The following is a 13,376-nucleotide window of genomic DNA, read 5'->3' as shown; positions in this document are numbered from 1 at the left end:
GTTGAAATCGCCCGACTGAGGGGCTGTGTGAAAGGGGTGTGAGGCAGCGTATCTAGCAACTTTTAACCGGACGAAAGCGATAGTAGCCACCAAGATGGCGAGCAACAAGATTCTCGGTATCGACCTTGGTACCACGAACAGCGCGTTCGCGGTCATGGAGGGCGGTGACCCCGAGATTATCGTCAACAGTGAAGGGGACCGAACCACGCCCTCGGTGGTCGCGTTCACCGACGATGGCGAACGGTTAGTCGGGAAACCGGCCAAAAACCAGGCCATCCAGAACCCGGAGAAAACCATTCAGTCCATCAAGCGTCACATGGGCGACGACTACTCCGTCGACATCGACGGAGAGGACTACACGCCGGAGCAGATTTCGGCGATGATTCTCCAGAAGATAAAGCGCGACGCAGAAGACTACCTCGGCGACGAGATCGAGAAGGCGGTCATCACCGTACCGGCCTACTTCAACGACCGCCAGCGCCAGGCGACGAAAGACGCGGGCGAAATCGCCGGCTTCGAAGTCGAGCGCATCGTCAACGAGCCGACCGCCGCGTCGATGGCGTACGGCCTGGACGATGACTCCGACCAGACCGTCCTCGTCTTCGACCTCGGTGGCGGGACGTTCGACGTCTCCATCCTCGACCTCGGCGGCGGCGTCTACGAAGTGGTCGCCACGAACGGGGACAACGAACTCGGTGGCGACGACTGGGACCAGGCCATCATCGACTGGCTCGCAGAGGAGTTCGAAGCCGAACACGGCATCGACCTTCGCGAGGACCGGCAGGCCCTCCAGCGTCTGAAGGACGCAGCAGAGGAGGCGAAAATCGAGCTCTCCAGCCGCAAGCAGACGGAGATCAACCTCCCGTTCATCACGGCCACGGACGACGGCCCGGTTCACTTAGAGAAGGACCTCTCTCGCGCGAAGTTCGAGAGTCTCACGTCCGACCTCATCGAGCGCACCGTTGGCCCAACGAAGCAGGCCCTCGAAGACGCCGGCTATGCCGCCTCCGAAATCGACGAAGTCATCCTCGTCGGTGGCTCGACTCGCATGCCGCAAGTCACAGAGAAGGTCGCAGACGTCGTCGGCCAAGAGCCGAAAAAGAACGTCAACCCCGACGAAGCCGTCGCTCTCGGCGCGGCGATTCAGGGTGGCGTCCTCTCCGGCGACGTGGACGACATCGTCCTGCTCGACGTGACCCCGCTTAGCCTCGGTATCGAAGTGAAAGGCGGCCTCTTCGAACGCCTCATCGAGAAGAACACCACCATTCCGACGGAGGAATCGAAGGTGTTCACGACGGCCGCACCGAACCAGACCTCGGTGCAGGTCCGTGTCTTCCAGGGCGAGCGCGAAATCGCAGACCAGAACGAACTTCTCGGTGAGTTCCAGCTTTCAGGAATCCCACCCGCACCCGCCGGCACGCCGCAAATCGAAGTCACGTTCAACATCGACGAGAACGGTATCGTGAACGTCGAGGCGGAGGACAAAGGCTCCGGCAACGCCGAATCCATCACCATCGAAGGTGGCGCTGGCCTCTCTGACGACGAAATCGACCGCATGACCAAGGAAGCAGAGGAGCACGCAGAAGAGGACAAGGAGCGCCGTCGCCTCATCGAGGCGCGCAACGAGGCCGAAGGCTCCATCCAGCGTGCGAAGACCCTGCTCGACGAGAACGAGGAGAACGTCGACGACGAACTCCGCGAGGACATCGAAGCCGCAATCGAGGACGTCGAAGCGACCCTCGAAGACGAGGACGCGACGGCCGACGAACTCGAAGACGCGACCGAGGACCTCGCCGAGAACCTCCAGGAAATCGGCAAGCGCATGTACCAGCAACAGCAGGCCCAGCAGCAGGCCGCAGGCGGCGCTGGCATGGGTGGCACGGGCGGCGACGCCGATGCCGAGACCAACGGCGGCGACGAATACGTCGACGCCGACTTCGAGGACGTAGACGACGAGAAGGACAACTAACGTCGACTACTGATTCCCGCGGTTTTTCGGTTTTTCGACACCCTCACCAGTCACAGCGACTGCTGTGAAACCATCAGCGACGAACGAACAACCGCGAACTCAGAGTACCTCGTCGTCCCGGTACTCGTACGTGTTCTCGGGAGAATCGTCGGCGAAGAAGCCGAAGGTCTCGTCGTCCCGCCGGAGATAGTCGTTTTCGAGCATCTCGGTGACGACTCGGCCGAGCGAATCGAGTTCCAGTTCGATGTCGTCGACGACCGCCGGGTCGAGTTCGTCGCGGGCGTCGTCGGAGATCGTCGGCGACCGATAGCCAACTTCGTCACTACTGGCATCCCAATAGAAGTCGAACTCCTCGACGAGGTCGTATTCGAGGACGATTTCGAATTGGTCTTCGGACATCCCAGTGTGGGCCGCCCACTCGTCGAAGGCGTCCTCCCACGCACCGTCCGCTAAGATGGTCGCGAGTTCCTCTCGACGATAGTCGTCTTCGGGATTCTCGACCGGATTGGCAATCGCTTCGTAGGTGCCGCGGGACTGTGGCCCAGAGAGCGATGGTGGGTCCGGAATGGAAACGTCAAGCGCCATGCTAGACGATTCGTCGTTTGGTGAGAAAAATACGCCGTCTGCCAGCAGGAAGTCGGCTATTCGGTCGACTCCACGTCGATGTGGTGGACCGCGTTCGGGGACAGCAGGCGGCCACTCGAAACCTCGACCCACCCATTCGCCCGAATGCGAGCAGGGCCTTCGTGGAGAACTGTCGATTTGTCTTCGTCGCCGTAGATGACGACGTCGTCGTACTCATCTTCGAAAATTTGCGCGAACTCGTCGGCGAGCGATTCTGGTGAAATCACTATGACTCACCATTGAGCCTGCGAGTGAAAAATGTGGTTCACATGGCGGGAAACAATTATTGAATCTCCGACACGAGGTGGGGCATGTATCGACGAATCCTCGACGTCGGCGTCTTCCTGGTCATCGTCGCCATTCTCGGGTACGGAATCGTCATTCTCCAGCAGGTCCTGTTCGCGCTGGTTGCGGCGGTTGGTCTGTACCTCACGTACGCGGAGTGGAAAGGGGGCAAAGCGGAGCGCGCTCTCGTGCTTGTCTGCATCTGGGGGCTCCTCGCAGGGGCGTTCTGGACCGCGCGTCTCGAATTCGAACTCGGAGCTATCGTCGTGGCCATCATCGGGTATCTCGCGTGGGCGACGACGCGAAATCCCGACGAGCCGACGGTCTGATGGCTATTCCTCGTAGATTTTCTCTCCCCGGTGCAACCGCGACGCAATCGTGAACGTCTGTTCTGCCTCCCGGCGCGTCGGGAAGTGAGCGGCCATGTAGCGGGCCGTCGCCATCAGCGCGAGTCGCTTTTCGGATTTGGACTCGGCCACCTCGAACTGCTTGAACGAGGCTTCTACGTTCTGGAGCGTGTGGAAGTTCGCGTCCTCGCGGAGCAGGGCCTCGCCGAGCGTCTGTATGAGGTCGGCGGGGTCGCCGCCACAGTCGAAGTGTTCACTCACGAGTGCTGCGGCCCGGTTCACCTCGCCCTCCTCGTCGAAGGCGTCCATGAGTTGGGCGCGGATGTCGGCGGGGTCGGTGTCCGACTCGCCGGGTTCGGGAAGTGGCGCTCGCGGCATGTTCAGGAAGCGGTCTAAGTACACCGAGATGGCTCCGTCGAAGACGCCGCGATAGAGTTCGACGGCGTCGGTCCGGTGGGTGGCCTGCTCTACCGCGTTCGCGTAGGTGAACGTGTGGTGAACGGTGTTCCAGTCTGAGAACTCGTTGGACGTGGCGAAGTGAGCCACCCGGCGCATCGCGGCGATGGAGACGGCGTGGGCGAGTTCCGTCGTGGTCGCGCCGGATTCGACGGCTTCTACGAGGGCATCGACGATTGCGTGCGGGTCGTCCTGCAGCAAGGTTTCGGTGAAGTTTTCGGGTTTCTGCCAGGTCTTTCCGCGGCCCGTTTCGACCATCTCGTCTAAGTCTGCGTAGGCGTCTGCGAGCAGGCCGGCCACGTCGATTGGCTGTCGCCACGAGGAGAGTTCCTCGCTGCGGGTCGCGCCGGTCAGTTCGTCGACGAGCGTCGGGAGAACGTTCGGGGCGCTGTCCCAGCCGATGTGGTCGAGCACCTCGAACGCCTTGTTCACGAAGTCGAAGGAGTGGCCGGCGTTCAGATAGCGGTGGTCCGTCGCGGCAGTGTACATGATTTCTGCCACGTCCTCCGGCGGCAGGGAGCCAATCGCGGTGCGGAGGGTGCGTTCAGAGGGGTCGTTGTCCCGAACTTCGATGGTTTCGCGGAACCACGACTTGAGACGCGCTTTCGAGACGTCAGTCGTCGAGAAGCCGGGTTGCTCGAAGCGCGGCGGTTCGCCCGCCGCGTCGTTCGCGACGTACCGGAGGCCGGTGTAGAGGGCGCGTTTCTGGTCGACCTCGGAGAGCGCGGGGAGGATGTTCGCCATCGCGGCGTGGACGGTCAGCCCGCTGCCCCACCCGGCGTCGCGGTACTTCGTGCCGAAATCGACGCCGGTTTTGATGGGCACAGCGGGGTCTTCGCCTTCATCTGCGAGACCGATAACGGCTTTCGCCATGACGAGGCTGAGGTTCTCCTGGAGGCCGTCTGCGAGGCGGTTTCGCCAGTGGGTGGCCGGCGGGACGGACGGTTCTGGGTCGGGGTCAATGAGAACGTCGTCGCCATCTACGCGGACGGGGAACGTCTGGACGTCGTCTGCCCACGGGTCGAACGTATCACCGCAGGAGAGTTCGAAGCGGGCGTGGTGCCAGTGGCAGGTCAGGACGCCCTCGTCGACGGTTCCCTTGGAGAGCGGGAATCCCATGTGCGGACAACGGTTGTCCACCGCGTACACCTGGTCTTCGTGGTAGAACAGGGCGACAGAGCGCCCGTGGTGTGAGACGATTTGCGTCCCCTCGTCTTTGAGCTGGGAGAGCGATGCGACGGGGACGAAGTCAGCTTCTGCAGCCATAGATGTGGGTTGTTATCATGCAAACATAACCGTTCGCTGAATCCGATTTTTGTAGATTGTCTGAGGTTTCTGCGGCGAACCGTGACCCGTTCTTTTCAAGTATTTCCGGGGATTACCACGGATAACGAATGAGCGAGGACTTCTACGAAGTGCTCGGCGTCTCGCGTGACGCTGACGAAGACGAGATAAAGAGCGCCTTCAGAAAGAAGGCAGCGCAGTATCACCCTGACGTCAGTGACGACCCCAACGCAGACGAGAAGTTCAAGCAGGCGAAGAAAGCGAAGGAGGTCCTCTCTGACGAAGAGAAACGTCGCGCCTACGACCGCATGGGCCACGAGCGGTTCGAACAGGCCGAAAAACGCGGCGGGTTCGACGGCGGCGCTGGCGGTGGCGGAGCCGGTGGCTTCGGCGGATTCGGCGGCGGCGGTGGCGGCATGGGCGGGATGAACGACATCTTCGAGCAGTTCTTCGGCGGCGGCCGCAACCAGCGCAACGGCCCACGCCAGGGCCAGAACCTGCGCACGTCGATGACCATCACGCTACAGGACGCCCACGACGGCCTCCAGCGCCAGTTCACCCTCACCCGGCCCGAACAGTGTGACGACTGTAACGGGAAGGGCCATCCCGCGGACGCCGACGCGGAGACCTGCCCACAATGTGACGGTCAGGGCCAGACTACCCACGTCCAGCAGACGCCACTCGGACGCATCCAGCAGACGCAGACCTGTAACCACTGTGGCGGCGAGGGCACGCTCTATTCGGAGACGTGTGACACCTGCCACGGCGACGGGCGCGTGCGCCGCGAGGCGACGCTTTCGGTGGACGTTCCGGCGGGCATCCGCGACGGCCAGACCCTCCGGATGGACGGCGAGGGCGCACCAGGTGAGAAAGGCGGGCCAAATGGCGACCTGCTCATCGACATCCAGGTCGAACCCCACCCGGACTTCGAGCGCGACGGCGACGACCTGTACTACCGCCACCCAATCTCCTTCCCGCAGGCCGTCTTCGGCGACAAGGTGGAAATCGAAACCCTCGACGGCAGTGTCACCATGGACATCCCGAAGGGCACGCAATCGGGCGAAACCTTCCGCCTGAAAGGCAAGGGTATGCCGCGCCTGCGCCGCCGTAGCAAGGGAAGCATGTTCGTGAAGGTACAAGTCGTCACCCCGGAGAAACTCAGCAAAGAACAGAAGAAGGCGCTCAAGAAGTTCGCCGAAGCCGGCGGGGAGGAAGTGGACGTGAGCGAAGGCTTCTTCGAGAAGCTGAAGAACAGTTTCTAACCGTCTATGCCAATCGTACTTCTGACCAGCGTCTCGGTCGCCCGGCGAATGCGCTCTGAGGTGGCCTGATTCGACACGTCGAGTTTTTCGGCGAGCCCATCGAGGCTCGTCTCGCGCGGAACCTTGAAGAATCCGAGCGCAACCGCTTTCGTGAGGGTCTGTCGCTGTTTCTTAGAGAGTCCAAAACTCGCTTCCTCGTCGGTCCCGCCGCTCCGATAGAGTTGACGCAGTTCGACGGCGACGTCCGCGTCTCGACAGCGCGACTGAAACTCCTTCAGCGACTCTCTGTCTTGGAACCGCATCCGGACCCTGAGACCGCGATGTGTCGCAACCACCGAGAGTTGCGTCGCGCCGATCTCGACGCTGATGGGGTAAAGAACCACGTTCGCCTCCGGCGACACCGCCACGCGGTAGAGCTTGCGTTCAGAGAGGTCGTCTAATACGGTGTAGTCGAGAACCGTCTCGTCTCCATCCAATCCCGTTTCGAAACGTTCGAAGTCGTCGCCTGCGGCCCAGAGAAACAGTCGCAACTTCGAAGGGTCCGTCGCCACGGCTTGCTCGACGGTGAGTTCGAGGTCCGGAACGGGAGACAACGCTGCCATCAGCGGCAGTTCGTCGCTCGACAACCGGAGCTCTGCAATGACAGTCATTGACTGGCATTACGACTGAACGGACAAGTACCTTCCATCTCGAGCGGGTGGCTCGTGGGGCGACTCGCGCGGAGTTACGTCTCCAGTCCAAACGATTCAGTATCGAGTCGAATCACGCGTCCTTCCGAAGCCTCGCCCTCTGCAACCGCAATCGTTCCCTCGCCGTCGTCCCCGGGGAAGACAATCGTCCCACCGACGACGAGCGGCGCGAGAATCCCGGCGACGACGGTCCCGGGTTCGGTGAGCGGGGTGCGAACGGCAACCTCGTCTTCGTCGGTGAGGTCGTATTCGTCAACCACGCGCTCCGCCGCCGCGAGCAGTTGCCCCTGCGTGTAGACCGCCCCACCCGCCGAAAGCACCTCGTCGTCGGCCGAGATGTCGATGGGCGGAATCACCGGGTTCTCGCTCCAGACCTCCTTCTCGAAGAACATCGTGGAGGGGTCTGCGGGGCGCTCGCCGTAGGCGATTCGCTGGCCACCCGGAGGCAGTTCGTAGTCTGCGATGGTCTCGGAAGGCGCGACGAGTGCGCGGGCGTCGACCGCCTTCTCGGGTTCGAACTCGACCGTCGCACCGAGCAGGCCCGCGCCGAGGAACGTGAGCACGGGCTCCGGCGAGGGCGAAGCGGCGAGGGCGACCCGCCTCCCCTTCGCGACGCCGACGTGGCGGAGAACGCTCCCCGACTGCCACGAGAGGGTACACAGTTGGGTGTAGTTGTACCGCCGGACGCGACTCCCGTGTGCCCGCAGCGCCGGGGCGTTGCTCCGGCGGTCACGGGCCAGCAGGTCGGCGAACGTGTTCATGGCTGGTCGTAGAGACGGCGCGAGCAAAAGTGGTGCGAGTTGGTGTTCGGGGGTCGATTACCGTGCGTTCTTGATGGCGTCCAGCGCGTCGGGGTTCTCGATGCTGGAGAGGTCGCCCATGCTGCCGCCGCCGTAGGCCGAAGCGATGGCGCGACGGATGATTTTCCCGCTCTGGGTCTTCGGGAACTCGTTTACGAACAGAATCTCGCGTGGGCGGAACGGCTTGCCGAGTTCCTCGCCCACCTGGTCTGTGAGTTCCGCGCGGAGGTCGTCGGTCTCTTCGACGCCTTCTTCGAGGATGACGTAGGCGACGACGGCCGTGCCGGTGGTGTCGTCGTCTACCCCGACGGCGGCGGCCTGATTGACCGCCTCGTGTTCGATGAGCGCGCCCTCGACTTCTGCCGGGCCGACTTTGCGGCCAGCCACGTTGAGGACGTCGTCAGAGCGCCCGTGGAGGAACCAGAGGCCGTCTTCGTCCTTCTGGGCCCAGTCGCCGTGGTTCCACATGTCGTCGAACTTCGACCAGTACTCCTCTAAGTAGTGTTCGTCGCCGTCCCAGAGACTCTTGGTCATCGACGGGACCGAGTCACGGGCGACGAGGTAGCCCCGTTCGTGGTTCTCGGCGATGGAGTCGCCGTTCTCGTTTACGATGTCGATGGCCATGCCGAGCCCGGGGCCGCCGAGCGTACACGGCTTGAGTGGCTGAATCGGCATCGGCATGAGGAAGCAACCGCAGATTTCGGTCCCGCCGGAGATGTTGATAATTGGTGTGTCGCCGCCGCCGACCTCGTTGAAGAACCACATCCAGGACTCTGGGTCCCACGGCTCGCCGGTCGAACCGAGCAGGCGCAGCGACGAGAGGTCGTGGCCCTCGACCCAGTGGTCGCCCTTCTTGCGAATCGCGCGGATGGCAGTCGGCGAGATGCCGAAGGTGGAGAGTTTGTGGCGGTCGATCATCTCCCAGAATCGGTCCGGGTTCGGGTAGTCTGGCGCACCCTCGTACATCATGATAGTGCCGCCGAAGGTGTGGTTCCCGATGAGCGTCCACGGCCCCATCATCCAGCCGATGTCGGAGACCCAGAAGAAGCGGTCGCTCGGCTTCTGGTCGAATCCGAAGTGAATCTCTTTGGCCGTCATCAGTTGGACGCCCGCGTGGGTGTGGACGATGCCCTTCGGCATGCCCGTCGTCCCAGAGGAGTAGAGGAGCATCGACTCGTCCGAGGAGTCCATCGCGACCGTCTCGAACTCGTCGTCCTGCGTGAGGACGGCGTCCGCCCACCACTCGTCGCGGGCGTCGTCCCACGGCGTATCCTCGTCGTCGAAGCGGTTGTAGACGATAGTGTGTTCGACGTGCCCGGCCTCCTCGATAGCCTCGTCTGCCTGCCCTTTGAGGCGGACTTCGCTGCCGCGGCGGTAGAACCCGTCACCCGTAAAGAGGACGCGACACTCGGCGTCTTCGATGCGCGTCGCCGTCGCGTCGACCCCGAACCCGGAGAAGATGGGCACGGCGATTGCGCCGACCTTGAAACAGCCGTAGAGAATCGAGATGACTTCGGGAACCATCGGCATGTAGAGGCCGACGGTGTCGCCCTTCTCGATGCCCCGTTCTGCGAGCGCGTTCGCCACCTGATTGGACTGACGAGCGAGTTCGTGGTAGGTGAGTTCTCGCACGTCGCCCGGTTCGCCCTCCCAGATACAGGCGACCTTGTTTCGGTTCGGCGAATCGATAGCCGCGTGGCGATCGACCGTGTTGTGTGCGATGTTGAGTTTGCCGCCCGGATACCACTTCGAGAACTGCGGCCCGTCCGTGTCGTCGCGCACCTCGTCGTAGTCCTCGTAGAACTCGATGTCCATCCAGTCGACGAGTTCGTCCCAGAACCACTCCACACCCGACTCGCCGTCGCCTCGGTCGACGGTAGTTCGCTCGATGAGCTCGTCGTAATCTTCGATGCCGTGTTCCTGCATGAACCGCCAGACGTTCGTCGATTCGACGAACTCTTGGGAAGGTTCGTACACGATGTCGTCAAAGTCCTCGAGAGATTCCATGGGATGTCTATATGGAGATATTCAACGGAATACAAAGTAGTTGTGCCACGACATCACAACGCAGTGTCACAGTTTGACACCGAGTGGTGGGGCTTCCTCCCCCGAATCGCGCGCCAAATCCTTTTGCTCGTCGCGCGACAACGACCCAGCATGTACGTCCGAGATGCGAGGAACCGAGATGAGGTCTGGCTGCTCGACCACATCGAGGCGATGGGGCTCGACGGCACGGCCTTTCGCTCTCGGGACTACGTGATTGCGGTCGACGAGAACACGAACGAACGCGCTGGGTTCGGACGCATCCGCATTCACGTCCTCGACGACGACAGCGAGATTCTCGAACTCACGAGCATCGGCACGCTCGAAGATTGGCGCGGCCAGGGTGTCGGCGCGCACGTCGTCGAACGCCTCGTCACGAAGGCGAAAGACGCCGATTTCGAGACGGTGTACGCGCTGACCGGCGCACCAGAGTACCTCGCCCAGTTCGGCTTCGAGTCGATTTCGGCCGACGAGTTGCCCGAAAAGCTCCAGCAGCGACTCGACGAAAAGCGCGAGGAGTTAGAACCCGAGGCGGCGCCGGTCGTGGTCGAAATCGACGACTTCTCGATTCCAGAAGCGCTCAGAGAGCGATTCAAGAACGCGGAAAAGTACGTCGAACCGGAACCCGAAGACACGGCAGAGGACTTCGGTATCGACCCCAAGGGAGCGACGTACAAGTACGACACCGGGCGCTGAGTTTCGTCGGTGCGGTTTTATTCCCGCGACCAGTGCTCGGGGCGCTCTTCGTTTTCTCGCGTCCTGAGCTTCTGCTTCTGTATCTTCCCCGTCGGCGTGTACGGGAACTCGTCGACGAATTCGACGTACTGGGGGACTTTGAACGACGAGAGTTCCGCTTCGCAAACCTCGATGATTTCCTCCGGCGTGAGGTCGTGGCCCTCCTTCTTGATGACGAGCGCCTTCACCACTTCGTCGTAGAACTCGTCTGGACTCGGGATGATGGCGACTTCTTCGACCGCGTCAAGCGCCTTGATGACGCCCTCGATTTCGTACGTCGAGATGTTCTCCCCGCCCCGACGGACGATGTCCTTCTTGCGGTCTAAGAAGTAGACGAAGCCGTCCTCGTCGATTTTTCCGTAATCGCCGGTGTAGAACCACCCGTCGACGACCGCCTCGTCGGTCTTGTCCGGTTGGCGGTAGTAACTCGCGAGCATCGCCGGGCAGTTCTGGATGATTTCACCCTTCTCGCCGCGGGGCACCTCGTTGCCGTCGTCGTCCACGACCTTGATGCGCTTTTCGGCGGGTGGCAGGCCGATGCTGCCCACCTTGCGCTTTGCTTTGTTCGTGGGGTTGAGCATGAGCAGGGGGTCTTCGGTGAGCGAGTACCCCTCCACGATCTGAATGTCGAAGCGTTCCTCGAACGGTTCGAATAGGTCGGCGGGCGTTCCGGCCGAGAAGACGTACTCGACGGGGTTGTCCGCGTCGTCCTCGGCGGGTGGCATGTTGTCGAGCATCTTCAGCATGCTCCCCATCGCGTTGAACTCGGTGACGCCGTGTTCGCGACACCAGTCCCACCAGCTAGAGGAAGAGAACTTCTCGTAGATGACGACCTCCGCCCCGGCGGCGGCCGCGCCGAGCGTCGAGTAAATCTGGGCGTTCGCGTGGAACAGCGGCAGCGCGGTGAACAGCACGTCCTCGTGGGTGAAGCCCATCCGTTTCTGGAAGTCGATGGCCGAGATGGTCCAGTTGCGGTGTTCGCACTCGACCGCCTTCGGCGGCCCCGTCGTCCCGGAGGTGTACATGTGGAGGCCGATTGCCCGGTCGTCAGATGCAGGCGTGGTCACGTCCGTCGATTGGTTCGCCGCGAGCGCCGGCAGCGACTGGTAGTCTTCGACGTCGTCCACGACGAGAATCTCCTCGACGGTGGTTCCGCGGGCCGCCTCAATCGCCGTGTTGAGCAGCGGTTCCGAGGTGACGAGCACCACGGGCTGTGAGAGTTCGAGGGAGTGGCGAAGCGCGCTCGCCTTGTATTCGGGGTTCGAGGGCGCGGTGATGCTGTCGAGGTAGGCGTTCGCGAACATCGTGAACAGGAACTCCGGCCGGTTCTGCAGAAAGAGTGCGACTCGGTCGCCCTGTTCGACGCCCCACTCGGCGAGGGCGTTCGCGTAGCGCTTCGAGGCGGCGACGGTTTCGGCGTAGGTGTACTGCTGCGATTCGAACGTCAGAAACGGTTTCGCCGGCGTCTTTTCGACTCGCATCTCCAGCAACTCGTCGATTCGCATGTGTCCTGTGGTATGAAATACCAGTATAAGGGTTTTCGCAAGCCGTCGGCGGTTGCTGTCACCCCCGGTGACTGTTCAGCCGTCGAATCGCGTCAGGGTGGAGAGTTCATCGGGGTTCACTTCGTCGAAGGCGTCGCGGGCGATGACGCGCTTGTGAACCTCGTCTGCGCCGTCCACGATGCGGAACTGGCGGACTTCCTCGTAGAAGTCAGAGATCGGGAGGTCTTTCCCCATGCCGTTTGCGCCACAGAACTGTAGCGCGGTGTCGATGGCCTCCTGGGCGACGTTCGCGGTGAACACCTTACACATCGAGACGGGGATGCGGGCCTCATCACCCTCGTTCTGTTGCCACGCGGCGTGACGAACCATCGTCCGGGCGGCGTGGAGTTTCGTCTCGTGTTCGGCGATGGCAAAGCGAGGCCCCTGTTTCTCTGCGATTGGACCGCCGAACGCCTCACGCTCTGAGATGTAGGCCTTCGCCACGTCGAGCGACCGCTGGGCCATCCCCGAAAAGCGCATACAGTGGGTCAGCCGTGCGGGACCGAGGCGCTGTTGGGCGTGTGTGAAACCCATGTTCTCGGTGCCGAGGAGGTTTTCCCCGGGGACGCGCACGTCGTCGAACTTGATCTCCGAGTGGACCGTCCCGAGGACGCCGCCGCCGGTGTGCGGGATGTCGCGGACGATTTCCACGCCGGGGGTGTCGATGGGGACGAGGATGAGCGACGCACCTTGGTACGGGTGGGCGTCGAAGTCCGTCCGGGCCATCACGATGAGAATGCTCGCGTCGCTCCCGTTCGTGGTCCACCACTTGTGCCCATTTACGACCCACTCGTCGCCGTCCTTCTCCGCGCTCGTCTGGAGCATCTTCGGGTCGGAGCCACCGCCCTGAATCGGCTCGGTCATCGCGAATCCGGAGTGAATCTCACCCTCGACGAGCGGGCGAAGCCACTCGTCTTTCTGTGCTTTCGTACCAAGCATCTCGAAGGTGTGCATGTTCCCCTCGTCGGGCGCATCGACGCGGAGCGCCGGCGCGCCGAGGAGGCTCCGACCTGCCTCCTCGAAGGCGGGGAGCACGTCGCGGAATTCGAGGCCCATCCCACCGTACTCTTCTGAAATCTGGGGCGCGTAGATGTCGTACTCCTTTGCCTGCTCGCGGAGGTCCGCGAGCGTCGAATCGGAGACCAGCGTGCCCGGTTCGAGCTCTCGCTCTGCTGGAATCACCACGTCGTCCATGAACTCTCGTACCCGTCCCGCGACTTCCTGTGCGAGGGCAGAGTCGTTGTACTGCATTACCTTGTCAAGGGTAACCACGTCCTAAGACGTTTGGGATAAAAGCAACCGTGGCGAGAGCAATCGCCGGAATGACAAGTGCTAACT

12 protein-coding genes are annotated in these 13,376 nt (G+C 62.3%); 4 read left to right on the top strand and 8 right to left on the bottom strand.

The genetic code is table 11. The features are described 5' to 3' along the window. Positions 1-94 precede the first annotated feature (94 nt). Entirely contained in the window at positions 95-1,969 is a 1,875-nt protein-coding gene (gene dnaK / locus P0648_RS06630) for a molecular chaperone DnaK (RefSeq protein ID WP_276248053.1), read from the top strand. Between the two features lie 99 nt (positions 1,970-2,068). On the opposite strand, the gene P0648_RS06625 is transcribed toward dnaK, so the two are convergent. Then, the gene (locus P0648_RS06625) at positions 2,069-2,554 is read right to left on the bottom strand and encodes a hypothetical protein (protein WP_276248054.1); all 486 of its coding nucleotides are present in this window, start codon (positions 2,552-2,554) and stop codon (positions 2,069-2,071) included. A gap of 56 nt (positions 2,555-2,610) precedes the next feature. Next, the gene (locus tag P0648_RS06620; protein ID WP_369685675.1) at positions 2,611-2,817 is read right to left on the bottom strand and encodes a hypothetical protein; all 207 of its coding nucleotides are present in this window, start codon (positions 2,815-2,817) and stop codon (positions 2,611-2,613) included. A gap of 87 nt (positions 2,818-2,904) precedes the next feature. On the opposite strand from P0648_RS06620, the gene P0648_RS06615 reads away from it, so the two are divergent. Further along, positions 2,905-3,207, top strand: coding sequence for a hypothetical protein (locus tag P0648_RS06615; protein WP_276248056.1), 303 nt, complete (start codon positions 2,905-2,907; stop codon positions 3,205-3,207). A gap of 3 nt (positions 3,208-3,210) precedes the next feature. Here the strand turns inward: P0648_RS06615 and P0648_RS06610 are convergent, their stop codons facing one another. Further along, positions 3,211-4,947, bottom strand: a complete 1,737-nt coding sequence (locus P0648_RS06610; protein ID WP_277505704.1) for a Rieske (2Fe-2S) protein — start codon at positions 4,945-4,947, stop codon at positions 3,211-3,213. A 128-nt stretch (positions 4,948-5,075) separates the two neighbouring features. Here P0648_RS06610 and dnaJ point away from each other — a divergent pair, with 128 nt between their 5' ends. Beyond that, positions 5,076-6,227 (top strand): molecular chaperone DnaJ, encoded by a 1,152-nt coding sequence (dnaJ, locus tag P0648_RS06605; RefSeq protein ID WP_276248058.1) that lies wholly within the window; start codon positions 5,076-5,078, stop codon positions 6,225-6,227. Here dnaJ and P0648_RS06600 read toward each other — a convergent pair. The 3 genes from P0648_RS06600 to P0648_RS06590 all read right to left on the bottom strand — a co-directional run bounded on the left by P0648_RS06600 (position 6,224) and on the right by P0648_RS06590 (position 9,723). Then, the gene (locus P0648_RS06600; RefSeq protein ID WP_277505703.1) at positions 6,224-6,877 is read right to left on the bottom strand and encodes a helix-turn-helix domain-containing protein; all 654 of its coding nucleotides are present in this window, start codon (positions 6,875-6,877) and stop codon (positions 6,224-6,226) included. The two genes, dnaJ and P0648_RS06600, sit on opposite strands and share 4 nt — an antisense overlap. 74 nt (positions 6,878-6,951) lie before the next feature. After that, positions 6,952-7,677 (bottom strand): hypothetical protein, encoded by a 726-nt coding sequence (locus P0648_RS06595; protein ID WP_277505702.1) that lies wholly within the window; start codon positions 7,675-7,677, stop codon positions 6,952-6,954. Between the two features lie 57 nt (positions 7,678-7,734). After that, entirely contained in the window at positions 7,735-9,723 is a 1,989-nt protein-coding gene (locus tag P0648_RS06590; RefSeq protein WP_277505701.1) for an AMP-binding protein, read from the bottom strand. Positions 9,724-9,873: 150 nt separating this feature from the next. On the opposite strand from P0648_RS06590, the gene P0648_RS06585 reads away from it, so the two are divergent. Then, positions 9,874-10,455 carry a GNAT family N-acetyltransferase gene (locus P0648_RS06585; RefSeq protein ID WP_276248062.1) on the top strand — a complete coding sequence of 194 codons (582 nt, stop codon included), beginning with the start codon at positions 9,874-9,876 and terminating at the stop codon, positions 10,453-10,455. A 17-nt stretch (positions 10,456-10,472) separates the two neighbouring features. Here P0648_RS06585 and P0648_RS06580 read toward each other — a convergent pair whose 3' ends face one another. Then, positions 10,473-11,999 (bottom strand): class I adenylate-forming enzyme family protein, encoded by a 1,527-nt coding sequence (locus P0648_RS06580; RefSeq protein ID WP_276248063.1) that lies wholly within the window; start codon positions 11,997-11,999, stop codon positions 10,473-10,475. A gap of 75 nt (positions 12,000-12,074) precedes the next feature. After that, a complete protein-coding gene (locus P0648_RS06575; RefSeq protein WP_276248064.1) occupies positions 12,075-13,289 on the bottom strand; it encodes an acyl-CoA dehydrogenase family protein in 1,215 nt (404 codons plus the stop codon). Positions 13,290-13,376 lie beyond the last annotated feature (87 nt).

Origin of the sequence: Haladaptatus sp. DYSN1 (assembly GCF_029489995.1) — an archaeon.
Lineage (GTDB): Archaea > Halobacteriota > Halobacteria > Halobacteriales > Halococcaceae > QDMS2.
This window is presented reverse-complemented; position numbering and strand designations above follow the sequence as displayed.

What these genes read in the sequence shown, in the direction of transcription:
- P0648_RS06625 (WP_276248054.1), bottom strand. Translation starts at nt 2,554, where the DNA reads ATGGCGCTTGACGTTTCCATTCCGGACCCACCATCGCTCTCTGGGCCA.
- dnaK (WP_276248053.1), top strand. Translation starts at nt 95, where the DNA reads ATGGCGAGCAACAAGATTCTCGGTATCGACCTTGGTACCACGAACAGC.
- P0648_RS06615 (WP_276248056.1), top strand. Translation starts at nt 2,905, where the DNA reads ATGTATCGACGAATCCTCGACGTCGGCGTCTTCCTGGTCATCGTCGCC.
- P0648_RS06575 (WP_276248064.1), bottom strand. Translation starts at nt 13,289, where the DNA reads ATGCAGTACAACGACTCTGCCCTCGCACAGGAAGTCGCGGGACGGGTA.
- dnaJ (WP_276248058.1), top strand. Translation starts at nt 5,076, where the DNA reads ATGAGCGAGGACTTCTACGAAGTGCTCGGCGTCTCGCGTGACGCTGAC.
- P0648_RS06610 (WP_277505704.1), bottom strand. Translation starts at nt 4,947, where the DNA reads ATGGCTGCAGAAGCTGACTTCGTCCCCGTCGCATCGCTCTCCCAGCTC.
- P0648_RS06595 (WP_277505702.1), bottom strand. Translation starts at nt 7,677, where the DNA reads ATGAACACGTTCGCCGACCTGCTGGCCCGTGACCGCCGGAGCAACGCC.
- P0648_RS06600 (WP_277505703.1), bottom strand. Translation starts at nt 6,877, where the DNA reads ATGACTGTCATTGCAGAGCTCCGGTTGTCGAGCGACGAACTGCCGCTG.
- P0648_RS06585 (WP_276248062.1), top strand. Translation starts at nt 9,874, where the DNA reads ATGTACGTCCGAGATGCGAGGAACCGAGATGAGGTCTGGCTGCTCGAC.
- P0648_RS06590 (WP_277505701.1), bottom strand. Translation starts at nt 9,723, where the DNA reads ATGGAATCTCTCGAGGACTTTGACGACATCGTGTACGAACCTTCCCAA.
- P0648_RS06580 (WP_276248063.1), bottom strand. Translation starts at nt 11,999, where the DNA reads ATGCGAATCGACGAGTTGCTGGAGATGCGAGTCGAAAAGACGCCGGCG.